This is a genomic window from Nonomuraea sp. NPDC003709, from assembly GCF_040610775.1.
Taxonomy (GTDB): domain Bacteria; phylum Actinomycetota; class Actinomycetes; order Streptosporangiales; family Streptosporangiaceae; genus Nonomuraea; species Nonomuraea angiospora_A.
Map to the genome: position 1 here is coordinate 19,015 of NZ_JBEXMW010000036.1, position 23,311 is coordinate 42,325.

At 71.6% G+C, this 23,311-nt stretch carries 21 protein-coding genes; 11 read left to right on the top strand and 10 right to left on the bottom strand.

The features are described 5' to 3' along the window. The first annotated feature begins 16 nt into the window (after positions 1-16). Positions 17-571 (top strand): DivIVA domain-containing protein, encoded by a 555-nt coding sequence (locus ABZX61_RS58270; RefSeq protein WP_350739033.1) that lies wholly within the window; start codon positions 17-19, stop codon positions 569-571. On the opposite strand, the gene ABZX61_RS58275 is transcribed toward ABZX61_RS58270, so the two are convergent. Continuing rightward, entirely contained in the window at positions 568-1,215 is a 648-nt protein-coding gene (locus ABZX61_RS58275) for an HAD-IA family hydrolase (RefSeq protein ID WP_355209938.1), read from the bottom strand. The genes ABZX61_RS58270 and ABZX61_RS58275 overlap by 4 nt on opposite strands. A gap of 19 nt (positions 1,216-1,234) precedes the next feature. On the opposite strand from ABZX61_RS58275, the gene ABZX61_RS58280 reads away from it, so the two are divergent. After that, positions 1,235-1,717 carry a GNAT family N-acetyltransferase gene (locus ABZX61_RS58280; RefSeq protein WP_350739028.1) on the top strand — a complete coding sequence of 161 codons (483 nt, stop codon included), beginning with the start codon at positions 1,235-1,237 and terminating at the stop codon, positions 1,715-1,717. Positions 1,718-1,778: 61 nt separating this feature from the next. Here ABZX61_RS58280 and ABZX61_RS58285 read toward each other — a convergent pair whose 3' ends face one another. Both ABZX61_RS58285 and ABZX61_RS58290 read right to left on the bottom strand, forming a co-directional pair. Next, positions 1,779-3,317: an FAD-dependent monooxygenase gene (locus tag ABZX61_RS58285; RefSeq protein ID WP_355209942.1), complete on the bottom strand. Its 1,539-nt coding sequence runs from the start codon at positions 3,315-3,317 to the stop codon at positions 1,779-1,781. Continuing rightward, the gene (locus ABZX61_RS58290) at positions 3,314-3,772 is read right to left on the bottom strand and encodes a hypothetical protein (protein ID WP_355209945.1); all 459 of its coding nucleotides are present in this window, start codon (positions 3,770-3,772) and stop codon (positions 3,314-3,316) included. Before ABZX61_RS58290 ends, ABZX61_RS58285 begins: the two co-directional genes overlap by 4 nt. A 65-nt stretch (positions 3,773-3,837) precedes the next feature. Here ABZX61_RS58290 and ABZX61_RS58295 point away from each other — a divergent pair, with 65 nt between their 5' ends. Beyond that, positions 3,838-4,434, top strand: a complete 597-nt coding sequence (locus ABZX61_RS58295; RefSeq protein WP_350739020.1) for a PadR family transcriptional regulator — start codon at positions 3,838-3,840, stop codon at positions 4,432-4,434. Here ABZX61_RS58295 and ABZX61_RS58300 read toward each other — a convergent pair. The 5 genes from ABZX61_RS58300 to iolC all read right to left on the bottom strand — a co-directional run bounded on the left by ABZX61_RS58300 (position 4,385) and on the right by iolC (position 10,004). Then, complete coding sequence (locus tag ABZX61_RS58300; RefSeq protein WP_355209948.1) at positions 4,385-5,425, bottom strand: AI-2E family transporter; 1,041 nt, start codon at positions 5,423-5,425, stop codon at positions 4,385-4,387. The genes ABZX61_RS58295 and ABZX61_RS58300 overlap by 50 nt on opposite strands. A 61-nt stretch (positions 5,426-5,486) precedes the next feature. Further along, positions 5,487-7,322, bottom strand: a complete 1,836-nt coding sequence (iolD, locus tag ABZX61_RS58305) for a 3D-(3,5/4)-trihydroxycyclohexane-1,2-dione acylhydrolase (decyclizing) (RefSeq protein WP_355210104.1) — start codon at positions 7,320-7,322, stop codon at positions 5,487-5,489. 5 nt (positions 7,323-7,327) lie between these two features. After that, on the bottom strand, positions 7,328-8,167 hold the full coding sequence (gene iolB, locus ABZX61_RS58310) for a 5-deoxy-glucuronate isomerase (protein WP_355209951.1): 840 nt from the start codon (positions 8,165-8,167) through the stop codon (positions 7,328-7,330). After that, positions 8,164-9,069, bottom strand: coding sequence for a deoxyribose-phosphate aldolase (locus tag ABZX61_RS58315; protein ID WP_355209954.1), 906 nt, complete (start codon positions 9,067-9,069; stop codon positions 8,164-8,166). The genes iolB and ABZX61_RS58315 overlap by 4 nt, the downstream gene beginning before the upstream one ends. Continuing rightward, positions 9,066-10,004 carry a 5-dehydro-2-deoxygluconokinase gene (gene iolC / locus ABZX61_RS58320; RefSeq protein WP_355209957.1) on the bottom strand — a complete coding sequence of 313 codons (939 nt, stop codon included), beginning with the start codon at positions 10,002-10,004 and terminating at the stop codon, positions 9,066-9,068. The genes ABZX61_RS58315 and iolC overlap by 4 nt, the downstream gene beginning before the upstream one ends. 264 nt (positions 10,005-10,268) lie before the next feature. On the opposite strand from iolC, the gene ABZX61_RS58325 reads away from it, so the two are divergent. From ABZX61_RS58325 to ABZX61_RS58360, 8 genes are read left to right on the top strand one after another with little or no spacing between them, the layout of a single operon-like run. Next, a complete protein-coding gene (locus ABZX61_RS58325) occupies positions 10,269-11,663 on the top strand; it encodes an extracellular solute-binding protein (protein ID WP_355209960.1) in 1,395 nt (464 codons plus the stop codon). Further along, entirely contained in the window at positions 11,638-12,564 is a 927-nt protein-coding gene (locus tag ABZX61_RS58330; RefSeq protein ID WP_355209963.1) for a sugar ABC transporter permease, read from the top strand. Before ABZX61_RS58325 ends, ABZX61_RS58330 begins: the two co-directional genes overlap by 26 nt. Beyond that, positions 12,561-13,379, top strand: a complete 819-nt coding sequence (locus ABZX61_RS58335) for a carbohydrate ABC transporter permease (RefSeq protein ID WP_355209965.1) — start codon at positions 12,561-12,563, stop codon at positions 13,377-13,379. Before ABZX61_RS58330 ends, ABZX61_RS58335 begins: the two co-directional genes overlap by 4 nt. After that, positions 13,379-14,443: an ABC transporter ATP-binding protein gene (locus tag ABZX61_RS58340; protein ID WP_350738999.1), complete on the top strand. Its 1,065-nt coding sequence runs from the start codon at positions 13,379-13,381 to the stop codon at positions 14,441-14,443. The genes ABZX61_RS58335 and ABZX61_RS58340 overlap by 1 nt, the downstream gene beginning before the upstream one ends. Further along, on the top strand, positions 14,440-15,618 hold the full coding sequence (locus ABZX61_RS58345) for a CehA/McbA family metallohydrolase (protein ID WP_355209968.1): 1,179 nt from the start codon (positions 14,440-14,442) through the stop codon (positions 15,616-15,618). The genes ABZX61_RS58340 and ABZX61_RS58345 overlap by 4 nt, the downstream gene beginning before the upstream one ends. Then, a complete protein-coding gene (locus tag ABZX61_RS58350; protein WP_355209971.1) occupies positions 15,609-16,505 on the top strand; it encodes a TIM barrel protein in 897 nt (298 codons plus the stop codon). The genes ABZX61_RS58345 and ABZX61_RS58350 overlap by 10 nt, the downstream gene beginning before the upstream one ends. Continuing rightward, entirely contained in the window at positions 16,502-17,650 is a 1,149-nt protein-coding gene (locus ABZX61_RS58355) for a Gfo/Idh/MocA family oxidoreductase (RefSeq protein WP_355209974.1), read from the top strand. Before ABZX61_RS58350 ends, ABZX61_RS58355 begins: the two co-directional genes overlap by 4 nt. Next, entirely contained in the window at positions 17,647-20,337 is a 2,691-nt protein-coding gene (locus tag ABZX61_RS58360) for a glycoside hydrolase family 38 C-terminal domain-containing protein (protein WP_355209976.1), read from the top strand. The genes ABZX61_RS58355 and ABZX61_RS58360 overlap by 4 nt, the downstream gene beginning before the upstream one ends. A gap of 76 nt (positions 20,338-20,413) precedes the next feature. Here the strand turns inward: ABZX61_RS58360 and ABZX61_RS58365 are convergent, their stop codons facing one another. Continuing rightward, positions 20,414-22,219, bottom strand: a complete 1,806-nt coding sequence (locus ABZX61_RS58365) for a tetratricopeptide repeat protein (protein ID WP_355209979.1) — start codon at positions 22,217-22,219, stop codon at positions 20,414-20,416. Beyond that, positions 22,216-23,157: an SIR2 family protein gene (locus ABZX61_RS58370; RefSeq protein ID WP_350738981.1), complete on the bottom strand. Its 942-nt coding sequence runs from the start codon at positions 23,155-23,157 to the stop codon at positions 22,216-22,218. The genes ABZX61_RS58365 and ABZX61_RS58370 overlap by 4 nt, the downstream gene beginning before the upstream one ends. Positions 23,158-23,311: the final 154 nt, after the last annotated feature.

The following is a 23,311-nucleotide window of genomic DNA, read 5'->3' on the forward strand; positions in this document are numbered from 1 at the left end:
CACGTTCTCAAGAGGAGTGGGCTTGAATCGCTTTCCACGCGTCATGGGTATGCGTTCAGGCTATGACCCCGCCGAAGTCGACGCCCTGATCGGGCGGATCGAGTCGACCCTGGGCAGGGGCATGCCCACTGTGGAGCCCGTCAGCGCGGACGACGTGCGACGGGCCACGTTCCGAGCCAAGCGTGGCGGATATGTCGAGACCGCGGTCGACTTCGCCCTGGAGGCGTTCGTGGTGGCGCTGGAGACCCAGGCCAAGCGGCCGGTACGCCTCGCCATGGCCGAGCCGACCGGCGAGATGCTGCGCGAGGAGTGGTTCGAGACCCAGGCGGCCCGCGTCGAACGGGTGGCCTTCCGCCCGGGTCGCATGGGCACCGGCTACAACGAGGACGAGATCGACGCCTTCCTGGACCGCATCGTGGCCACCCTGCGCGGGACGACCGACTTCCCGGTGACGGCCAAGGAGGTGCGGGCGGCGAAGTTCTCGACGGTGCTGTTCCGGTCCGGCTACCTCATCGCGGACGTGGACTCCTTCCTGGCCGGCATCGCGGACGTGCTGGAGCAGCGCCGTTAGGCGTTCTCGACCACGGAGAGCAGCCCGCCGAGGTCGGGCAGCCGCTGCTGGATGATCTTCTCGTCGGCGGGCCGCTCGCCCTGGCGGTTGATCCACACGCGCGGGATACCGAGGCGGTGGGCGGGGACCATGTCGTGGAAGTAGCTCTGCGCCACATGCACCCATTGAGTGGGCTCGTACGAGCGCCTGAACGTCTCGAAGTGCGCGTTGGCGGGCTTGTACGCGCCCACGTCCTCTGACGTCAGCACCGCGTCGAACGCCACGGGCAGCCGCCGCCGGGTCTCGGCGATGAAGTCGCGGTCGCAGTTGGTGAGCAGCGCCAGGCGCCAGCCCGCGCCGCGCAGCGCCGACAGTTCGGCGCCCACCTCGGGGAACACCGGCCAGTACGGGATCGTCGTGCCCAGCACCTGGGCGTCGTCCTCGTTCAGCTCCACCTTCTCGTCGGCGCAGGCCCTGCGGAGCGCCTCGGCCAGCACGTGGCGGTAGCGGAGTGTCGGGGACTCGGCCTGCACGACGTGCTCGTGCCGGTTGTACGCCTCCAGCAGCCGCGCCCCCTGACCCGGCGCGATCAGCTCGGCGCTGGTGCGGATGCCGTGCCGCCAGTCGACAAGTGTTCCGAAGCAGTCGAACGTTACCCATCGCATAGATCTCATAATGAGGGACATGGCGATATCCGTGCGTCCCATCGAGCCGCAAGATCTCGCGTACGTGACCCGGGTGCTGACCGAGAGCTGGGGCGGCTCGACCGTGGTGGCCCTGGGCCGCGGGGAACTGGTCGACGCGGCCGCGCAGCCGGGCTTCATCGCCGAGATCGAGGGTGAGCCGGCCGGGATCATCACGTACGCCCGGCGTGGCGACTCCGTGGAGATCATCACGATCGACGCGGTGGTGCCCGGCAGGGGAGTGGGGGCGGCGCTGCTGGACGCGGTGCGCGCCGTCGCGGCCGAGGGCGGGGCGGCCAGGCTCTGGCTGGTCACCACCAACGACAACACGCACGCCCTGCGGTTCTACCAGCGGTACGGGTTCGACCTGATCGCCCTGCACCGCAACGGCGTGGACCGGGCGCGGGACCTCAAGCCGGGCATTCCCGCCGAGGCCGACGGCATCCCGATCCGGCACGAGCTGGAGCTGGAGCTGCTCCTCTGACCCTCCCGCTCCCCGCGCGGGCCGGGATCGGCTCGTCGGTGGCATGGGGGCAGAGCTGGGGTCAGTGGAGGATCTGGTGGAGGGTGGCTGTCAGGCGGGTCGCCGGGTCGTCCTCGCTCGCCGAATCGTCCGAGCGCCAGGCCACGTAGCCGTCCGGGCGCACCAGGACGGCGTCGCAGCCGTACCGCGACTCCCAGTGCCCCTCGACGTCGACCAGCTCCGACCCCACCCGGTACACCCGCACGCCCTCGACCGCCACCCGCGCCCACTCCTCCCCGCCGGGCCCGCACAGCAGCACGAACGAGTCGTGGAACAGGTCGTGGACGCCGATCCGCCGCCCGTCGAGGGAGAGCCAGAGGTGCGGGGCCCGGGTGCCGGGAAGGGCGTGCCGTGACACCCCGTCGCCGAACACCGACTCGGGCGGGGTCCCGGCCATCGCCGTGGACGCGTACCGCTGCCCGAGGACGCACGTGACCGGGTCCACCAGGTCGTCCTCCGGGCCGGAGCCGAACCTGGCGGCCTGGCTGCGCACGGTCACGTCGGCCAGCTCCAGCGCCACCGGGCGGCGCTCGGCCTCGTACGTGTCGAGCAGCGCGTCCGAGGCCCGCCCCGCGAGCACGGCGGCGAGCTTCCAGGCCAGGTTGTGCGCGTCCTGGACGGCCGAGTTGGCCCCCAGTCCCTGGGCGGGCGGCCACACGTGCGCGGCGTCCCCGACGAGGAAGACCCGGCCGGAGCGGTAGCTGTCGGCCACGCCGACCGCCTCCGTCCAGGACGCCTTGCTGACGATCTCGACCGGTACGTCGCGGCCGATGACCGCCTTGGCCGCGGCGACGCAGCGCTCGTCGGTGAAGTCGTCGGGCGACTCCTTGTCCGGGTCGTAGAGCAGGGACAGGCCCCAGTGGTCGCGCAGCGCGTGGGAGACGAACGCCGCCGAGGCGGTGCCGCCGGGTTCGCCGACGATCCAGAACAGGGCCCGCTTGGTGATGATCTCCGACAGGTCGGCCTTGATGACGTAGGTCACGAAGTGCCGCAGGGGGCCGAGGCCGGTGCGGGCGATGCCGAGCCGCTCCCTGGTGGCGCCGCCGTAGCCGTCGGCGCCGATCACGTACCGGGCCCTGATCGTGTGCCGCTCGCCGGTGGCGCGGTCCTCCACCACGGCCGTCACGCCGTCGGCGTCGGGCTCGATCGACCGGCACTGCGTGTCGAACCACAGCTCCGCGCCCTTGGCGCGGGCGGCCTCGATCAGGATGGGCTCGACCGTGCTCTGGTCGGCCATGCAGAGCTCGCCCGCGGTCAGCTCGGGCAGCGCCCGCGGGGACTCGTCGCCGAACAGCCACTGCCACTCGCCCGCCAGCGTCGCGCAGCGGGCCACGCCGGCCTCCTCGTCGAAGGGCCGGCCCGCCTCCTTCACGCGTTCGTCGAGGCCGAGCGACCGGTAGATCTCGAGGGTGCGCGGGTTGATCCCCCGGGCCCGGCCCAGGAGCGACACGCCGGGGTGGCGGTCGACCAGGAGGCAGGGCACGCCCTGGTGGGAGAGGAAGAGAGCCGAGGCGAGGCCGGCGTAGCCGCCGCCGACGATGAGGACGGGGGTCTGCTTCACGACGCATTCTCCAGGGTGCGGGCGGGGTCGTCGACGGTCGGGTGGGTGCCGTTCCGGTGGGCCTGGCGGACGTCGCGTACGTACTCGGGGGACAACATCGCGGTGATGATCGCGACGCCGCCGCGGCGGACGCGGATCTCGCTGCCGGCGGCCCTGCCGACCAGGCGGATGCGCCGCGCGGAGCCCTCCGCGGGCACCTGGTGGTCCTTGACCTGGCCCCTGCCGCTCCAGCGCAGGTCCTGGTGCTCGACGGTGGCGTCCTCGGGGACCAGCAGCTTGACCACGCCGCGGTCGAGGTCGAGCCGCAGCTCGATCTCGGCGGGCAGGCCGGGGGAGCGCAGGTCGACGGTGGTCTGGCCGTAGCGGGTGCGGATCTCGAAGCGGCCCGCGGTGGTCCAGTTGCCCAGGCGCCGGGTGACGGCGTGGTCGGTGTGGATGCGTTCGATGTCGCTCATGAGGTTGATAGTTGCAGTGAAACTAGTTTCACGTCAACTAGTAATTTTGAGGCTAGTATTGGCCCATGGCTCTCGATCGTGGCTCGCCGCTCGCCCTGACCGTGCTGGCCCTGCTGCGCCACCAGCCGCTGCATCCGTACGGGATCCAGCGCATGCTCAAGCAGTGGGGCAAGGACCTGGTCGTCAACGTGGGCCAGCGGGCCGGCCTCTACCGGACCATCGACCGGCTGCTGGAGGCCGGCCTGATCAGCGTCCGGGAGACCGAGCGCGACCAGCAGTACCCCGAGCGCACGGTCTACGAGCTCACCGCCGAAGGCGGGACGGCGCTGCTCAAGTGGCTGGACGAGATGCTGGCCACGCCCAGGCAGGAGTTCCCGCAGTTCCCGGCCGCGCTGGCGAACGCGCTCATGCTCGCCCCGGAGGACCTGGCGGCGGCGCTCGAGCGGCGCGAGCGGGCGGTCGCCGAAACGCTGGCCGGGCTGGAGGCGAGCCTGGCCGACGATGCCGACCTGCCGCGCATCACCATGCTGGAGATCGAATACCTGCGCGAGGTGACGGCCGCGGAGACCCGGTGGCTGCGCGCGGTCATCGACGACCTGCGGGCCGGGCGGCTCACCTGGTCGCGGGAGTCGCTGGAGGAGGTCGCGGCGGAGCGAGAGTGACCGGGGCGGGCTCGGCCCGCGGCCTGTGCAGCAGGGCCACGATCACCGCGGTCACCGGGGCGGCCAGGAACGCGCCGATGATCCCCCAGAGCAGGCCGCCCACCGCGATCGCCACCAGGATGATCACCCCGGGCAGGTCGAGAGCCTTGCCGTAGACCTGCGGCGCCAGCACGTGCCCCTCGATCTGCTGAATCGCCACGGTCACCCCGACCACGATCAGCGCCACCAGCCAGCCCTTGGCCACGAGCGCCACCACCGCGGCCAGCAGCCCCGCCGTGAACGCCCCCACGATCGGCAGGAACGCCCCCACGAACGTCAGCACCGCCAGCGGCAGCGCGATGGGCACGCCCAGGATCCACAGCGCGAGGCCGATGAAGAACCCGTCCACCGCACCCACGATCGCGATCCCGCGGATGTAGCGGCCGATCACGGAGAAGATCAGGACGCCGGTCTCGGTGATGCGGGCCCTGGCCGAAACGGGCGCGAGCTCCACGAGCCAGTGGAAGAGCCGGTCGCCGCCGTGCACGAAGTACACCGACAGGACGAACGCCACCGCCGCCCCCACCACGATCTCGCCCGCGGTCCTGACCCCGGCCAGCGCGCCCGTGGCGATCTGGCGGCCCTGGGCGGTCAGGTACTCCTTGGCCTGCGCGGCGAGCTTGCGCGGGTCGACCCCGAACCTGGAGGTCAGGTCGTACAGGTTGTCGAGCACCCTGGTGAGGCTGACCCGCAGCTGCGCGACGCTGTCGATGGTGGGCGGCACCAGCAGCGCGATCAGCCCTCCGGCCAGCACGATCCCGCCGACGAAGACGATCGCGGTGGCCAGGGCGCGGTTCACCCCGCGTGACCTGAGCCAGCGGGCCGGGGGCAGCAGCAGCGCCGTGATGAACACGCCGACGATGACCGAGATGACCACCGTGGCGATCTGGTTGAGGCAGAAGCCGACCACCGCGATCAGCGCGACCCACCCGAGCAGCCGCCACGGCCCCATCCCCTGCCCCCTATCGTGCCTGGTCAGAGGCCTTCCCCGGGGGGATGGGGGGCAACCCTGGTCAGGCGGGCGGCGTCAGGTGGAGGCGCTGGGAGCGCTTGTTCTCCTCGTACGTCTCCCGCGCCGCGCCGGTCGTGCCGCCGACCTCCGCGACCGGCACGTCCCACCACGCCTCGGAGGAGGGGGCGTCGTCCGCCATCGGGTCGGTGCGTACGTAGATCACCGTGGTCCTGTTCCCCGAGCGGGCCTCCTCGAGCGCCTTGCGCAGGTCGGCGACCGACTCGGGGCGCAGCACCGTGGCGCCGAGGCTGGCCGCGTTGGCGGCCAGGTCGACGGGCAGCGGCCCGCCGTCGCGATGCCGGTACGAGGTGCCGAGCCGCTCCGCGCCCACGCTCTCCGACAGGCGGCCGATGGAGGCGAACCCGGAGTTGTCCACCAGGACGACCACCAGCTTGATCCCCTCGGAGATCGCCGTGATCAGCTCCTGGGCCATCATCAGGTACGAGCCATCGCCCACCAGGACGAACACCTCGCGCTCCGGCACCGCCATCTTGACGCCCAGCCCGCCGGCGATCTCGTAGCCCATGCAGGAGTAGCCGTACTCGACGTGGTAGTTGCCGGGCCCGCTCGGCCGCCAGAGCTTGTGCAGGTCGCCGGGCATCGAACCGGCCGCGCACACCACCACGCCGTCCTCGGCCGCCGCGGCGTTGACCGCGCCGATCACCGCGGACTGGGGCAGCGGCGAGCCCTCCAGCGAGTAGGCCCGGTCCACCGCCGCGTCCCACTCCCTGGTCAGCTCGGCGGCCCGCGCGCGGTAGTCCTCCGGCGCGCCCCTCCAGCCCGCGAACGCCTCGACCAGGTCCGCCAGCCCGTCGCGGGCGTCGCCGACCAGTTGCAGTCCCGACAGCTTGGCGGCGTCGAAGGCGGTGATGTTGAGGTTGAGGAAGCGGGCGTCGGGAGCGAAGATCGTCCGGGAGGCGGTGGTGAAGTCGCTGTACCGGGTGCCCACGCCGACGATCAGGTCGGCCTCGCGGGCCAGCGCGTTGGCGGCCGTGGTGCCGGTGGCGCCGATCGCGCCCACGGCGAGCGGGTGCCCGTACGGGAGCGCGCCCTTGCCGGCCTGCGTCTCGGCGACCGGGATGCCGTACGTCTCGGCGAAGATCCGCAGCTGCTCCGTGGCCTCGCTGTAGATCGTCCCGCCGCCCGCGACGATCAGCGGGCGCACGGCCGACTTGACCAGCTGGGCCGCCCGGAACACGGCGGCCCGCTCGGGGCGCGGCCTGGGGACGTGCCAGACGCGGCGCGCGAACAGCTCCTCCGGCCAGTCGTGGGCCTCCGCCTGCACGTCCTGCGGCAGCGCCAGCGTCACCGCGCCGGTCTCGGCCGGGTCGGTGAGCACGCGCATGGCGGCCAGCAGCGCCGACGGGAGCTGCTCGGGGCGGTTGATCCGGTCCCAGTAGCGGGAGACCGGCTTGAAGCAGTCGTTGACCGAGATGTCGTACGAGCGCTGGTCCTCCAGCTCCTGCAGCACCGGGCCCGCCACGCGGGTGGAGAAGATGTCGCCGGGCAGCAGCAGCACCGGCAGCCGGTTGATCGTCGCGCCCGCCGCGCCCGTGATCATGTTGGTCGCGCCGGGGCCGATGGAGGTGGTGCAGGCCAGGGTGGCCAGGCGGTTGCTGGCCCGGGCGTAGGCGGCGGCCGTGTGGACCATGGCCTGCTCGTTGCGGCTCAGGTGGTAGGGGAGGTCCTCGGTGGAGGTGGCCAGCGCCTGGCCGAGCCCGGCCACGTTGCCGTGGCCGAAGATGCCGGAGCAGCCGCCGAAGAACCTGCGCTCCACGCCGTCGCGCTCGCTCCACTGCTGGGCCAGGAAGCGCACGACGGCCTGGGCGACGGTCATATAGGTCATGAAGTCCTCCCGAACGGCAGTCTCGGGTCTGTGGGCTGGCTTTCCCAGGAGGAGCGGATCCACGCGTGGCGGGGGTCGTCGCAGAAGGCCATCGAGCGTTCCTCCGCCGGGCCCGCCAGGACGTTCAGGTAGTAGAGGTCGTAGCCGGGGGCGGCCATGGCGGGGCCGTGGTAGCCGTACGGGACGAGGACGACGTCACCCGAGGAGACCTCGGCCAGGGTGTCGATGTGGCCGCGTTCGGAGGAGTAGACGCGCTGGTAGGCGTTGCCCTGGCCGGCCACCTCGAAGTAGTAGATCTCCTCCAGGACCGCCTCGCCGGGGTTGTCGGTGTCGTGTTTGTGCGGCGGGTACGACGACCAGTTGCCGCCCGGGGTGATGACCTCCACGGCCATGAGCTTGTCGCAGTCGAAGGCGCCGGGGGCACAGAAGTTGTTCACCTGGCGGGTGGCCTGGCCCGCGCCGCGGATCTCGACCGAGACCTGGTCGGCGGGCACGTGGCGGGGCTCGAGGGCGCGGGTGGCGAGGGCGGAGGGCAGGGCGATGCGCCCGGTGCCCCGGAGGGTGACGTGGGAGCCGATCGGCACGTAGGCGAAGTCGCTCGGCCCGCTGAAGACCGAAGGCCGTCCCGTCAGCTCGAACGTCGCGGCGGAGGTGGTGACCGTGCAGGATCCCGACAGCGGGAGGACCAGCGTCTCCTCGTCGCCGGTGTCGAACGAGACCGGTGTGTCCGCCAGGTCCACGATGCGCAGGCCCGAGTACGTCCAGCCCGCCAGGGACGGGGTGATCTCGACGGACCAGGGGCCGTTCGCGGCCTTGCCGAACGGAACGTATGTCATGCGCGGGTCTCCCGTACCAGTGCCGCGGCGTTGTCCACCGCTTTCGCTACGTCGTCATCCGGAGGGTAGAGCAGGGCTCGGCCCACGACGAGGCCGCGTACGCCGGGAAGGCTCAGGGCGCGGTCCCAGTCGGCGTAGGCGGCGTCGATGTCCGGCGGGTCGCCGCCGAGCAGCAGTGCGGGCAGGGTGGTGGCGGCCATCACGCGCTCCATCTCCGCCACCGCCGGGATCTTGAGCCAGGTGTAGGCGGAGGTGGTGCCGAGCGCCTGGGCGATGCTGATCGCGCGGATCACGGCCTCGGGGGACAGGTCGTTGCGCAGCGCCCCGGACTCGGAGCGCCGCGCCCAGAAGGGCTCCACCATGGCCGGCAGGCGGTGGCGGGCCAGGTCGGTGACGGCCCGGGCGCAGGACTCCAGGGTGGCCACCGTGGCGGGGTCGGCCGGGTCGATGCGGAGCAGCATCTTGCCGCCGTCCAGGCGCATCTCGTCGATCGAGGCCGCGTCGAAGCCGGTGAAACGGTCGTCCACCTCGAAGACCGAGCCCAGCAGGCCGCCCCGGTTCATGGAGCCGAAGGCCAGCTTGCCCTCCAGGGCGCCGAGCAGGAGCAGGTCCTCCATGACGTCGGGGGAGGCGAGGATGCCGTCCACGCCGGGGCGGGAGAGCGCCACCTGGAGGCGGTCGAGCAGGTCGGCGCGGCTGGCCATGGCCAGCGGGCGGTCGCGTACGCCCAGGGCGCCGCGGGCCGTGTGGTCGGCGGCGATGATCAGCAGTCGCTCGCCCTCGCCGGGCAGGCCGCGCCGCTGCCGCCGGGCCGCGGCCTCGGCGATCTCCTCCGGCCGGGTGGCCCGGATCTGGGTGAGCCGCTCGTAGCCGGAGGTCCTGGGCAGGGTGAGGTCGCTCAAGAGCCCGCTCCGTTCAGCAGGTCTTCCACCTCGGCCGTGGACGGCATGGCGTCGGCGCAGGCCAGCCGGGCGGCCACGAACGCGCCCGCCGCGTTGGCGAAGCGCACCGTCCGCTCCAGCGGCCAGCCGCGCAGCAGCCCGAGGCAGATCGCCCCGCCGAACGCGTCACCCGCTCCGATGCCGTTGACCACCTTCACCTCCACCGGTTCCGCCACCACGCTCTCCTCGGAGGTACGCGCGAGAACCCCCTCAGGGCCCATTTTCACGATCGCGACCTTCACCCCGGCGTCCAGGAGCGCCTGCGCGGCGGCCTCCGGGTCGCGCACGCCGACCGCGTTCTCCACCTCGTCGAGGTTGCCGACCGCGACGTTCGCGTACGGGAGCGTCCGCCGCGCGGCCTCGTGGGCCGCCTCCCGCGACTTCCACAGCGACGGCCGCCAGTCGAGGTCGAACACGGTCCAGCCCGACGTGCGCGCCGACAGCGCGGCGGCGTGGGCGGCGGCGCTCGGCTCCTGGCTCAGCCCGGTCAGCGAGAACCAGAACAGGCTCGTCTCCGCGATGGCCCCAATGTCGAGATGGGACGGGGAGATCTGCAGGTCAGGCGGGTGCTCGCCGCGGTAGAAGTAGATCGGGAAGTGGTCGGGCGGGAAGATCTCGCAGAACGTCACGGGGGTCGGCGGGCCCTCGACGGTGCTCACGAAGGCGTCGTCCACTCCGAACCCGCGGATCGCCCTGCGGACGAACTCTCCGAAGGGGTCCGCTCCCACGCCGGTGATCACGGCGGAGCGCAGCCCGTGGCGCGCCGCGGCCACGGCGACGTTGGTGGGGCTGCCGCCGAGGAACTTGCCGAAGGATTCGACGTCGGCCAGGCCGACACCGGTCTGCAGCGGGTAGACGTCGACGCCGGAGCGCCCGAACGTGATCAGGTCGTACAAAGCACCTCCAGGATGGAGCTTACCTTCGACACTATGGCATATTGTCATGACATTCGGATGTCCGCTATGTAACCTAATGTCCCTCAGCTCAAACCCCCGGGCGACTCACAACACGCCTGTTCGGACGGTTGGCTCCCGGCCCGATGAGCAAAGACACAGCGTGTGAGCACTCTCCGTAAATTTGGCCAGGCCTTTACGTCATATGGATGTCATGACATATTGGCCCAGGGCGTTACCTCCTTACGGACCTGTCGGAGGGTTTGGATGGCATTGCGGAAACGGTCGATAGGTGTGGTCGCGGTCATCACCGCGGCCGGGCTGGGGCTCGCGGCCTGCGGCCAGTCGTCCGGTGGCGGCGGAGGCGGTGACGCCATCGAGCTGACGATCACCCAGAACGCCATCGCGGGCGGGAAGAACGCCGCCGGCGCCAACTTCATCGCGAACTGGGTGATCCCCAAGTTCGAGGCGGCGCAGAAGGCGAAGGGCAAGAACGTCAAGGTCAAGTTCGTCCCCAGCGGCGTCGACGACGAGCAGTACAAGACCAAGCTCTCCCTGGACCTCAAGTCAGGCAAGGGCGCCGACGTGATCGACATCGACGGCATCTGGGCGGGCGAGTTCGCCGAGGCGGGTTACCTCAAGCCGCTGGCGGACCTGGTCGGCGCGGACGCCGACAGCTGGGACGGCTGGTCGCAGATCCCCGAGGCCGTCCAGGGCCTGGCCACGTTCAACGGCAAGAAGTACGCGCTGCCCGTCGGCACCGACGGCCGGGTGCTCTACTTCAACAAGACGCTCTTCCAGAAGGCCGGGCTGCCGGCCGACTGGCAGCCGAAGAGCTGGCAGGAGGTCCTCGACGCCGGGACGAAGCTGAAGTCCTCCGGCGTGCCCGTGCCGATCCAGATCAACGCCGGCACGGCGATGGGCGAGGCCACCTCCATGCAGGGCGTGCTGCCGCTGCTCGCGGGCGCGGGCGGCGAGGTGCAGAAGGACGGCAAGTGGGCGGGCGCCTCCCAGCCGCTGAAGGACGCGCTCGGCCTCTACCAGAAGATCTACGGCGGCGGCCTCGGCGACCCCAAGCTCCAGCAGGAGGCCAAGGGCCGCGACAAGTCGTTCCAGCAGTTCGCCACGGGCAAGATCGGCATCCTGATGGAGGGCGACTACTTCTGGCGCGGCGTCGTCAACCCCGCGACCGGCGTGGCCAAGATGGCCGACCGCGACCAGGTCGTCGGCTATGCCATGATCCCCGCGATGGAGCCCGGCAAGGGCATCCGCGGCCAGGACTTCGTCAGCATGTCGGGCGGCGCGCTGCGTGCGGTGAACCCCAACAGCAAGCACCCGAAGGAGGCCTTCGAGCTGGCGACCTTCACGCTCTCTCCGGAGGGGCTGAAAGAGGAGACCAAGGACGGCAACGTGCGCATCACGCCGCGCACCGACGTCAACAAGGAGATCCTCGCCGGTGAGCCGCTGCTGACGTACATCTCGGAGAAGGTGCTGCCGCTGACGGCCTACCGGCCGCCGGTGGCCGTCTACCCGCAGGTGTCGGTGGCGCTGCAGGAGGCCACGGCCGCGGTGGTGGGCGGCACGGCGCCCGACCAGGCGGCGGCCGACTACCAGAAGAAGCTCGAAGGAATCGTCGGTGGCCCTGGCAACATCGCCTCCTGAGCCCACCGAGGCCGCCGCGCCGGGCCGCTACAGCTCGGACGCGGCGGGTCTGGGCAGGCTGCGGGCAGGGGCCTTCGTGGCCCCCGCCCTGCTGCTCGTCGCGGTCTTCCTCGTCTTCCCCGCGCTCTGGGTGCTCTATCTCGGCCTCACGAACTACCGCCTGACCGGCGCCGCCGCGGCGGCGCCCCAGTTCGTCGGGCCGGCCAACCTCATCGACGCGGTCTCCAACCCGGAGTTCTGGAGCTCCACCTGGCTGACGGTCGAGTTCGTGGCGGGCTCGGCCGTCATCGGGCAGGTCGGGCTCGGCTTCACGATCGCCTGGTTGCTGCGCGACCGGCGCGGGCCAGTGAAGCGGGTGGTCGAGGGCCTGGTCATCCTGGCCTGGATCCTGCCCAGTGCGATCGTGTCGTTCCTGTGGGTGGCGCTGCTCGACCGCGACGCGGGCACGCTGAACGCGCTGCTCGGCATCCAGGGCTTCGCCTGGCTGCTCGACCACCCCATGCTGTCGATCATCGTGTTCAACATCTGGCGCGGCACGGCCTTCTCGATGATGTTGTACGGCGCCGCGCTCGGGAACGTGCCCCCGTCGCACCTGGAGAGCGCCCGCCTGGCCGGGGCCTCCGGCTGGCAGCAGCTCAGGGATGTGGTGTTCCCGCACATCAGAGGCCACATCCTGACGAACCTGCTGCTGATCAGCCTGTGGACCTTCAACGACTTCACCCCCTTCCTGCTCACCGCGGGCGGCCCCGACGGCAAGTCCGAAGTGCTGGCCGTGCACGTGTACAAGGTCGCGCTGCAGAGCGGGGAGCTGGGCCACGGCGCCGCGGTCTCCACGATCATCCTGCTCATCAACCTGGTCGTGGCGGTGTTCTACCTGCGGCTGCTCCGGAGCAAGAAATGACGCGTTTCGTGCTGGGCCGGATCGGCTTCTACACGCTGATCGCGGTGCTGCTGGCCTTCTTCACGATCCCGCTGCTGTGGCTGGTGACGGCGCCCTTCACGTCTAACCCGACGTACCAGGTCACGGTGCCCGACTTCACCTTGGAGAACTTCAAGGCGGTCGTCGAGCATCCGTACGCGCTGCCGTCCCTCTACAACTCCGTGCTGCTGTCGGTCGGCACGGCCGTCCTGGTGGTGATCATGGCCGGGCTGGCCGCGTACGCGCTGAGCCGGGTGCGGCTGCCCGGCCGGGACGCGCTGCTCTACGCGTTGCTGCTGCTGTCGTCGATCATCACGGGGACGGCGGCCATGGTGCCGTTGTTCCAGCTCGCGGTGGAGCTCAACCTCATCGACTCGCAGCTCGGGCTGATCCTCATCCTGACCGGCGGGCTGCTGCCGGCGGCGATCTTCATGCTCAAGGACTTCATGGACTCGACGCCGAAGTCGTACGAGGAGTCGGCGCGGGTGTTCGGGGCCACGCCGCTGCAGATCGTGCGGCACGTGGTGGTGCCGCTCGTACGTCCTGGTCTGGCGACGGTCGCGGTCTGGGCCGTGGCCAACGTGTGGGGAAACTTCCTGATGCCGTATCTGCTGCTGAGGGACGTCGAGCAGTATCCGGCGGCGGTGATCACGTACACCCTCTACACCGAGGGCGGCCAGGCCAACCTCAGCATGTTGTCCACGTTCGGCCTGCTGTACTCGATTCCCGTGGTGCTCATGTACCTGTTCGTCAGCAAGAAGTACGGCTTCCGCTTCCACGGAGGGATCAAGCGTTAATGGCCGGAATCGAACTACGCGGGCTGACCAAGGTCTATCCCGGCGGGGTGAAGGCGCTCGACTCGCTCGATCTGGTCATCCCCGACGGCGAGTTCTTCGCCCTGCTCGGCCCCTCCGGCTGCGGCAAGACCACGCTGCTGCGCACGATCGCCGGCCTGGAGACCGCCACCGGCGGGGCCGTGGTCATCGGCGACCGGGACGTGACGGGCGTGCAGCCCGGCGGCCGGGACGTCGCCATGGTCTTCCAGGACTACGCGCTCTTCCCGCACATGGACGTCACGGACAACATCGCCTACCCGCTGCGCATCAAGAAGGTCGCCAAGGGCGCCCGCCGCGACAAGGCCGCCGAGGTGGGGGCGCGGCTCGGGCTGGAACAGCTCATGGATCGGCGGCCGGGCCAGCTCTCGGGCGGGCAGCAGCAGCGGGTGGCGCTGGCCAGGGTGATGGCCACGCAGGCGCAGGCGTTCCTGTTCGACGAGCCGCTGTCCAACCTGGACGCCCGGCTGCGGCTGGAGGCGCGTACGTTCCTGAAGAAGCTCCAGCGCGAGCTCGGCGTCACCACCGTCTTCGTCACCCACGACCAGGCGGAGGCCCTGGCCATGGCCGACCGGATGGCCGTCATGGAAGCCGGGCACATCCGGCAGATCGGCACGCCGGCCGAGGTCTTCCAGCGGCCCGCGAACACGTTCGTGGCCGGATTCATCGGCTCGACACCCATGAACCTGCTCGACGGCGTCGTACGAGGTGACACGCTGGAGGTGGCAGGGTGCAAGGTGGCGGTCCCGGCCTCGGCCGAGGGACGGCTCTCCGACGGGGAGAAGATCGTGTACGGCGTGCGACCCGAATACCTGGCCTACTCGCCCGAGCCCGGCGGGGGCGCGCTGGGCGGCAAGGTGGCCATCGTGGAGAACCTCGGCGCGTCCCACCTGGTGACCCTCGACGTCAACGACGTGACCGTGCAGGCCGTCGTGCCCGAGGGGAGCGAGCCCGAGATCGGCGACGACGGCTACGCGACGCCCCGGCGCGACCGCGCCCTCGTCTACCGGGACGGGGAATTGGTGTGAGGGGTCACTGGAGCCTGGACGACCGGCTGGAGCGGATCCTGCGCGAGGTGCCCTTCGAGGTGCCCGCGGGGACCGCCGCCGTGACCGTGCGGCTGGCGTACGACCGGTCGCAGGGTGTCATCGACCTCGGCTGCGGCGCTCCCGGCGGCTTCCGCGGCTGGTCGGGCGGCGCGCGTGACGAGTACACGATCACCCCGGACTGGGCGACGCCCGGCTACCTGCCGGGCGAGCCTGAGGCGGGCACGTGGCACGTGTGGCTGCGGCTGCACCGCATCCCGCCGCAGGGCCTCGACTACTCGCTGGAGATCACCACCTCGGCCGTCGCCCCCGCCGAGCCGGTGGCCGAGGAGCCGCCGCACGGGGAGCGCCCGCCCCGGCGGGACGTGCCCTCCGTCGACGGCCTGCGGTGGTTCGCGGGCGACTTCCACGCCCACACCCTGCACAGCGACGGCAGCCTGACCATCGCCGAACTGGCCGAGCTGGCCCACGCGGGCGGCCTCGACTTCCTGGCCGTCACCGACCACAACACCGTCAGCCACCACCCCTGGCTGGGCAAGATCGACCGTGGGATCACGCTCATCCCGGGTCAGGAGGTCACCACCGACCGGGGCCACGCGAACGTGTTCGGGGAGGTCGGCTGGGTGGACTTCCGGCAGCCCGCCGACTCCTGGGTCGAGCACGCCGAGCGCGCGGGCGGGCTGATCTCGATCAACCACCCGCTCGGCGGCGACTGCGCCTGGCTGCTGCCCATCACCCGGCGGCCGCGGATCGCCGAGGTCTGGAGCTCCGGCTGGTGGGACCGCCGCTGGGGCGCGCCGCTGGCCTGGGCGGACGCCTGGCGCGACGACGTGATCGCGATCGGCGGCAGCGACTTCCACCGCCACGGCTCCGACGGCCTGCCCGGCGGACCGACGACATGGGTGCTGGCCGAGGACACGAGCACGGTGCTGGACGGCGTGCGCGCCGGGCGCACCGCCGTCTCCACCGGCCCCGACGGGCCGCTGCTGCTCAGGCTGGGCGACGAACTGCTCGCCCTGGACGCCGACGGCCTGGTCCTGGTACGCCCCGACGGCACCCGGCAGGTCGTACGCGGGGAGCGCGTCCTGCTGCGGGCCCTTGACGGACGCCACCGCCTGGAAACTTACGAGAACGAGGTGATCGCACTGTGCGAGTGAAAGTCGCCAACGCGCCCGTGAGCTTCGGCGTGTTCGAGCTGGCCACCGAGCCGCCACCGTTGAGCGCCGACGAGATGGTCCGGGCGCTGTCCGAGGCCGGGTACGAGGGCATCGACTCCGGGCCGATCGGCTACCTGGGCACCGGATCCGGGCTCGCCGACCGGCTGGCCGGGAACGGGCTGCTGCTCGCGGGCGGCTGGGTGGACCTGCCCTACAGCGACGCGGCGGCGTACGACGCCGGGCTGCCCGCGCTGGAGGCCGCGCTCGACGTGTTCGCCGCCGCGCCGCCGGCGCCCGAGGGGTTCGGGCCCCGGCCCACGCTGGCCTGCTCGGGGTCGCCGGAGCGGTTCGCGCGCCCGGGTGGGAGCGTTCCAGGATTGGCGGCGTCCGAGTGGGCGGGCTACGCGGCCCGGGTGCAGAGGGCGGTCGACCGGTGCCGCGAGCGCGGGCTGGAGCCCGTGTTCCACCACCACCTCGGCACCTACGTCGAGACCCCCGACGACGTCGAGCGGCTGCTGGAGCTGACCGACGTGCAGCTCTGCCTGGACACCGGCCACCTGCTGCTGGCCGGGGGCGAGCCGGTGAGCGCGCTGCGCGACTGGTCGGGCCGGGTCGGGCACGTGCACATCAAGGACGGCGACACGAAGATCCTCGCCCAGGCCCTGGCCGACGGCGTGGACCTGCGCGAGCTCATGGGGCGCGGCGGATTCGCCCCGCTCGGTGAGGGCGAGCTGGACCTACCCGCCGTGGTGCGCGTCCTGGACGAGATCGACTACGCGGGATGGGTCGTCATCGAGCAGGACACCCTGCCCGGACGCCGCACCGTCGCCCAGAACATCGCCGACCAGGCGGCCAACCGCCGCATGCTGGAGGACTTGGGACTGTGAGAATCGCGCTGGTGGGATGCGGCGCCGTCACGCAGGCGGTCTATGTGCCGTTGCTGTCGAGGCGGCGCGACCTGTTCGAGGTGGTCGCGGTCTGCGACCTGTCGCGGACGCTCGCCGACGCGGTGGGTGACCGGCTGGGCGCCGCCGGGCGCTTCACGTCGGTGGCTGAGCTGCTCTCGGCCGGGGGTTTCGAGGCCGTGCTGGTCCTCGCCTCGGGCTCGCACGGGGAGACGGTCGGCCGGGCGCTGGCCGGCGGGTACGCCGTGCTGTGCGAGAAGCCGCTCGCGCTGACCAGGGCCGAGGTGGCCGGCCTCCCCGAGGGGCGGCTGATGGTGGGCTACATGAAGCAGTACGACCCGGCCGTGCGCCGGGCCGAGGAACTGCTGGCCGAGCTGGGCGGACCGGAGGCGATCAGGTCGGTCGAGGTGACCGTGCTGCATCCGAGCGGGGAGTCGCAGCTGGCGTTCGCGAACCTGACGCAGGCGCGGGACGTGGATCCGGGGCTGCTCGACTCGTTGCGGGCCGCCGAGCGCGATCTGGTCTCGCGGGCGCTGGGGGAGTCGGCGCCGGAGCAGGTACGGGCGCTGTACGGGGTGGCCTTGGGATCGATATGCCATGATTTGTCGCTCTTGAGGCGCTTTACCGGGTCTCCTGCGGAAATTTCGTACGTTGAGGCGTGGGGGCCCGCGCCGGGGTCCATCGAGATCACCGGGCCCCTTCCCGTCCGGGGGCGGTTCTCGATCCGCTGGCACTACCTGGAGGACTACCCGGCCTACCGCGAGACCGTGGCCATCCACCACGACAGGGGCTCGCTGGAGCTGGTCTTCCCCTCGCCCTACCTGATGAACGCGCCCACCACGCTCACCGTGGTCTCCGGCGCTGAGAGCCGCACCGAATACCGCGACGTGACCGAGGCGTTCGAGGTACAGCTGGCCGCCTTTCATGCTTTCGTGAACGATGGCAAGCCGCCCCTCACCGACGCGGGCGGCGGGCTGGAGGACATCGTGACCGCCCAGCGGATCGCCGCTCGTTACGCCGTACAGCATGATCTGCCCATCGGAGGGGAGGCCATGAGCGAGCGGAGCGAGCGACCAATCAAACACAGTAGCGTCGCGCTCATGCGACCGACGGAGGAGGGCGCATGAGCGCCGAGATTGTCGTCGTACCGCACACGCACTGGGACCGGGAGTGGTACGAGCCGTTCCAGCGCTTCCGGCTGCGGCTGGTGGCGCTGCTCGACGAGGTGCTCGACACCATGGAGCGCGAGCCCGCCTACCACTTCACCCTCGACGGGCAGCTGGCCTGCGTGGACGACTATCTGGAAGTGCGGCCCGAGAACCGCGACCGCATCGCCGCGCTCGTCGAGTCGGGGCGGCTGGCGGTGGGGCCGTGGCAGATCCTGCTCGACGAGTTCCTGTGCTCGGGCGAGAACATCGTGCGCAACCTCGAACTGGGCATGAGCCGGGCGGACAAGCTCGGCGGGGCGATGCCGGTGGGGTACCTGCCCGACATGTTCGGGCACACGGCGCAGATGCCGCAGATCCTGCGCAAGGCCGGGCTGCTGCACGCGTGCGTCTACCGCGGGGTGCCGTCCTCGGTGACCGCGGACGCCTTCGCCTGGGTCGCGCCGGACGGGACGGCGCTGCGCACCCAGTACCTGCCCGCGGGCGGCTACGGGAACGGGGCGCACCTGTTCTCGGACTCGGCCGGGCTGGCCGAGCGGGCGGCCGCGTTCGTCACGACCATGCGGGAGTGGCACGGGCCCGAGGGGGCGCTGCTGGCCATGTACGGCACGGACCACTCGGCGCCGGTGCGCGGGCTGCCGGAGATGGTGGCGGCGATCGGCGCCCGGATGGACACCCTGTCCGGATATATCGGGAAATATTCCGGTGAGGTGGACGGGCTGCCGCGCGTCGAAGGCGAGCTGCGCTCCCACGCCCGCGCCAACATCCTGCCCGGTGTCATCTCGGTCCGGGCCCACGTCAAGCAGGCCATGGGCCGCGCCGAGCGGATGGTCGAGCGCTACGCCGAGCCGCTGGCCACCCTCTGGGGCGCCGAGTGGCCGGGCCGCTTCCTCGACATGGCGTGGTGGCGGCTGGTCGACGCCAGCGGCCACGACTCGGTGACCGGCTGCGGCGTGGACGACACCGCCCAGCAGGTGGCCGCGCGCATCGCCGAGGCCGAGCACCTCGGCCAGGCCGTCCGCGACATGGTGACCGCCCGGCTGGCCGCATCGGTGCCCTCCGACGGGGTGCTCCTCGTCAATCCGACCCCCGCCGCGCGCAGGGGCGTCGTGGTCGTGGACGTGGCCGGCACCGACCCGCTGGTGGACCCCTCGGGCGCGCCGGTGCCGGTGCAGCCGCTGGAGTACGCGCCCACGCTGCTGCTGGACGAGGAGATGGACGCCGCCACGGCGCTGACCTTCGTCCACGGCACCGAGCTGTACGGGCAGCACATCACGGCCTGGTCGGTGGAGGGCGAGACGCTGACGTTCACGGTGGCGCGGGAGACGTCGGCCGTGATCGACCTGGACGACCTGCGCGCGGCGACCGGCGGCGTGCGGCGGGTGCGCATACTCGCCGAGCCCAGGCGCACGGTCGCCGCCCTGGTGGAGGTCCCGCCGCTTGGCCACACGAGCATCCGGCCGGTGCCCCGCGAGCAGGTGCACGGGTCGCCCGCCGGTGCGGGCCGACCGGCTCCGACACCGGTGCGCGGCGACGAGGAGGTGCTGGACAACGGCCTGCTCCGGGTCACGATCGCCGGCGACGGCACGCTGACGCTGGTGAGCGCGGACGGCACGACGGTCACGGGAGCCGGGCGCATCGTGGACGGCGGCGACGTCGGCGACACCTACAACCACGCACCTCCGGCCGACGACCTGCTCGTGTCCGAGCCGTCGTCCGTCGAGACGGAGCTGATCTGCTCGGGTCCGCTCATGGCGGCGGTGGACGTACGGCGTACGTACCGGTGGCCGGCATCGGGTGACGGGATCGACGGCGCGCCCGAGCTGCCCGCTCCCTCGCGGGCCCCGCGGACCGAGGAGATCGTCGTCACGACCCGCGTCGAGCTGCGGGCCGGCGAGCCGTACGCACGCCTGCGCGTCGAGTTCGACAACCGGTGCGCGGACCATCGGGTTCGGCTGCACGTGCCGTTGCCCGCCCCGGCGACGGAGTCGCACGCCGAGGGCCAGTTCGCCGTGGTCACCCGCGGGCTCACCTCGGAGGGCGGCTGCGGCGAGACCCCGCTGCCCACCTTCCCCGCCTCCTCGTGGGTGGCGGCCGGAGGCGTGGCGGCGCTGCTGGAGCACGTGACGGAGTACGAGGTGGCGGACGGCGAGCTGGCCCTGACGCTCCTGCGTTCGGTCGCCTACCTGTCCCGCAACCGCAACGCCCTGCGTCCCGAGCCGGCCGGGCCGCAGCTGCCGACCCCGGCCGCCCAGTCACGCGGGATCCGCTCGGTGAGCATGGCGCTGATGCCGTACGCGGAGTCCTGGCAGGAGGTCGTGCCGCAGGCCGAGACCTTCCGCCACGACCTGCTCGTGGTCCCGGGCCAGGGCGACCGCGCCTCGGCGCTGCCCGATCCCGCGTCCGGGCTGTCGGTGACGGGCGACGGCGTGGTGATGACCTCGCTGCGGATGCGTGACGACCGGCAGGAGCTCAGGGTCGTGGCCCTCACGCCGGCCGCCACGGAGGCCGTCATCGAGGGCGCCTTCACCGAGGCCCGCCACGCCGACCTGCGCGGCCGCCCCGGCGACCGGCTCCCGGTCGCGGACGGCGTGCTCCGCCTGGCGCTGAAGCCGTGGGAGATCGCGACGGTTCAGCTCTCCGGATAGCCGCCCCAGCGCCTGTTCGCGTGCCTCGGTTCAGCTCTCCGGATAGCCGCCCCGGCGCCTGTTCGCGCGCCTCGGTTCAGCTCTCCGGATGGCCGACGAGCCGCCTCAGCGCCTGCTCGCGCGCCTCCCTGGCCAGGTCCTCCTCCGACCGGGGCAGGCCGAGCGCCAGCGCCCGGTCCAGGTCCGCCAGCGCGCCGCGGAAGTCGCGGAGCGCGATCCGGACCTGGCCCCGGCCGTGGAGTGCCCGGGCGGCGTTGCGGTCCAGGTCGAGCGCGTCGTTGTAGGCGGCCTCCGCGTCCGCGGGCGAGCCGGCCCGCCAGAGCGCGTGGGCCAGGAGCGTGCGGGCCGGGACGTCTCCCGGCATCCTGGCCACCGCCTGCCGGCCCAGGTCCACCGCCTCGTCCGGGCTGCCCATCGACAGGCAGACCTCGGCGAGCGCCGTCAGGACCCGTACGGTGGCCAGGGCGTCCTGCTGGCTCTCGAACTGCGAGCGCGCCGCGGTCAGCGTCTCCCTGGCGGCCTCCAGGTCGCCCTCGACCCTGGCCACCTCCGCCTTGAACGCCAGCAGGTTGGCGAACTGCCGCTCGTCGCCCTGCTCCAAGGAGCGGCTGGCCGCCACGTCGGCGAAGCGGCGGGCCGAGATGAAGTTGCCCTCACCGAGCGCGGCCTCGGCGGCGGCACGGAAGTCGGCGGGCGTGTGCTCCTGCGGCCGGTCGCGGGCAGGCGTGACGTGGTGGGCGGTGCGGATGGCCTCGACCAGGCGTTCCTGGCCGAGCTGGTACCACAGGCTCCTGGCGCGCTGCTCCTCCGTGAGGATGTGCCGGGCCACCAGGGCGTCCACCACGGCGTTGGGCATGTCGGCGGTCTGCGTCAGGCCTCGGTAGGCGGTGCCGCGCGTGCCCCGCTCGGTGATGAAGGTCGTCTCGATCCAGGCGCGCAGCTCCGGCTCGGACACGCCGGTCTCCAGGCTCACGTCGCGGACCGCGCGGTCGAAATAGGCGGCGAGGATGCCGGCGAGGTCGCCGAGCTGGGCGAGCAGCTCCGCGGTGATCGTGTCGTCGTAGTCGCCCAGGCCGGACCAGAGCGCCGCGCACGCGATCTGCAGCTCGAACGGCGAGACCCGCTCGCTGACGATCTCGACGCTCTCGCCCAGCCGGTCGGTGTAGGTCGTCTTGCGCAGCCGCTCGACCAGCCGCTCCGCCACGCCGGGCGCGTAGCGGTGGCCGCTGTGCGAGGCCGGTCTCGTCACCGCGGCCACCGCGGACGCCTGCCCCAGGCCGTCGAGGCGCACATAGGCGAACGGCTGGGGGCTCAGCAGCCCTTCGTAGCCGCTCAGCGTGGCGAGCTGGTCGTCGCGAACCAGGAGCAGCAGGTTGAGCGGCAGGTCTCGCAGGGCCTGGGCCAGCTCGCCGATGAGGCGGTCGCGCTCGGGCAGCCGGGCGGGGAAGGCCGTGAACAGCTCTTCCATGTGGTCGATCGCGGCCAGTACCCGGTGCGGTGCGGCGCCGGCGAGGATGCTCTCCAGCGCCGAGCCGACCGTCTGCCCGGGGTCGGGGGTCTGGCGGGCGGGGGTCCAGCTGCTGATCAGGGTGAAGCGGTAGCCGCCCGGCCCGGACGCGTGCGCGAGGGGCCAGGTGGGCTGGTGGATCAGCCGTCCGACGGGCAGCGTCAGCGTGCGCGGCTCGTCGTCGAGCAGCGGGAGGACCCCGGCGTGCAGCAGGGACGTCTTGCCGACGGCGGCGGGGCCGTGGAGCACCACCACCCGCTCGGACAGCCAGGCGTCCCGCAGGTGGCGGGCCTCCTCCGACCTGCCGTGGAACAGGGCGGACTCCGTGCGGCGGAAGGGGCGCGGGCCGACGTACGGCTCGGGATTGCTGGTCATGGCGTCCCCCGGAGTCCGGCGGCAAGCTTGTCGTTGAGCGAGCGCGGGGTCTCCCACAGGATGCGGATGCTCTGGGCCTGGAAATAGCGCGCGAGGTATTGGCGCTCCTCGGCGGAGTGGTCGTCCGGGTTGAGCTGGATGCTCGTGTGCTCCCTGCGCATGGTGCCGGGCAGGCCGTGCAGCAGGGTCCGGAACATGACGTGGAACGTCCAGTCGCGCAGGCCGTAGCCGATGAACAGCAGCGCCTTCGTCCGCAGCGCGGTGCGGACCGGGAAGGGCAGCAGCGTCATCGGGTGTCCGCCGCGGAGGGCAGCGGACGACGCGTTGGTGTGCCTGCCGTCCTGGGCCAGCCTGACCAGGAAGTCGAGGTAGTCGTCCTCGATGAGCACGATCGAGTGCGGCTCCTTGTGGTGGCCGTGCAGATGGAACACGAGTGGCCGCTCCACGCACGGGGTGAAGGCTGGTTCACGAAAAGGACTCCCGGTCCAGTCGTCGGAAGACATCGCATACCACGGACACAAGTCCCAGATGGGCTGTTTCCTCGCCTGCTGCAGAGCCAGGAACATGAAGTCGTCGTAGTTCGTGGTGATGTACAGGGGGAGAGGGTAGCGGGCCAGCACGGCGTGCACCGGGAATTGATCCGTCCGGTCAGGCGGGGTCGCGTTGGCGAACTCGGCCCTCAAGAATTCGCGTTTCGTCCTGGTTGCGTCACGATAGACCATCGTGGTCGCGTATTGCATCACGCGTGCCAGGTTGTCGGAATCCGCGTACGGGTAGTTGATCTTGCCGGCCCATTTCGCGGCGAGCTGACCACCGAGCGGGAGCCGCTCCGCGCTGGCTCCCGCGCCGAGAAAGGGGATGCAGTCTCCATTGTTGAGATCCCCGATCAGCAGATCCCAGGCGGCCTCGTTGTCGCGGTCGATGCCACCGGCGTGCACGCGTCACCGCCTTCCGGGTCATGGCGGCGAGGTGCGGAACCCTTCAGAGGGTCCATGAAAGGGCCGCCGCAGTCAATAGCCGTGAATGGCCGCATGGTGGCGCGGCGTCATCTCCGACATAGATCAATATATGTTAGTAATCCCGGCAAAGAGC

Excerpts from the sequence above, each read along its gene's own strand:
- ABZX61_RS58290 (WP_355209945.1), bottom strand. The coding sequence starts at position 3,772 with ATGAGCGACATCGAACGCATCCACACCGACCACGCCGTCACCCGGCGC.
- iolD (WP_355210104.1), bottom strand. The coding sequence starts at position 7,322 with ATGACCGTCGCCCAGGCCGTCGTGCGCTTCCTGGCCCAGCAGTGGAGC.
- ABZX61_RS58340 (WP_350738999.1), top strand. The coding sequence starts at position 13,379 with ATGGCCGGAATCGAACTACGCGGGCTGACCAAGGTCTATCCCGGCGGG.
- iolB (WP_355209951.1), bottom strand. The coding sequence starts at position 8,167 with ATGACATACGTTCCGTTCGGCAAGGCCGCGAACGGCCCCTGGTCCGTC.
- ABZX61_RS58365 (WP_355209979.1), bottom strand. The coding sequence starts at position 22,219 with ATGACCAGCAATCCCGAGCCGTACGTCGGCCCGCGCCCCTTCCGCCGC.
- ABZX61_RS58325 (WP_355209960.1), top strand. The coding sequence starts at position 10,269 with ATGGCATTGCGGAAACGGTCGATAGGTGTGGTCGCGGTCATCACCGCG.
- ABZX61_RS58335 (WP_355209965.1), top strand. The coding sequence starts at position 12,561 with ATGACGCGTTTCGTGCTGGGCCGGATCGGCTTCTACACGCTGATCGCG.
- ABZX61_RS58360 (WP_355209976.1), top strand. The coding sequence starts at position 17,647 with ATGAGCGCCGAGATTGTCGTCGTACCGCACACGCACTGGGACCGGGAG.
- ABZX61_RS58275 (WP_355209938.1), bottom strand. The coding sequence starts at position 1,215 with ATGCGATGGGTAACGTTCGACTGCTTCGGAACACTTGTCGACTGGCGG.
- ABZX61_RS58295 (WP_350739020.1), top strand. The coding sequence starts at position 3,838 with ATGGCTCTCGATCGTGGCTCGCCGCTCGCCCTGACCGTGCTGGCCCTG.
- ABZX61_RS58280 (WP_350739028.1), top strand. The coding sequence starts at position 1,235 with ATGGCGATATCCGTGCGTCCCATCGAGCCGCAAGATCTCGCGTACGTG.
- ABZX61_RS58300 (WP_355209948.1), bottom strand. The coding sequence starts at position 5,425 with ATGGGGCCGTGGCGGCTGCTCGGGTGGGTCGCGCTGATCGCGGTGGTC.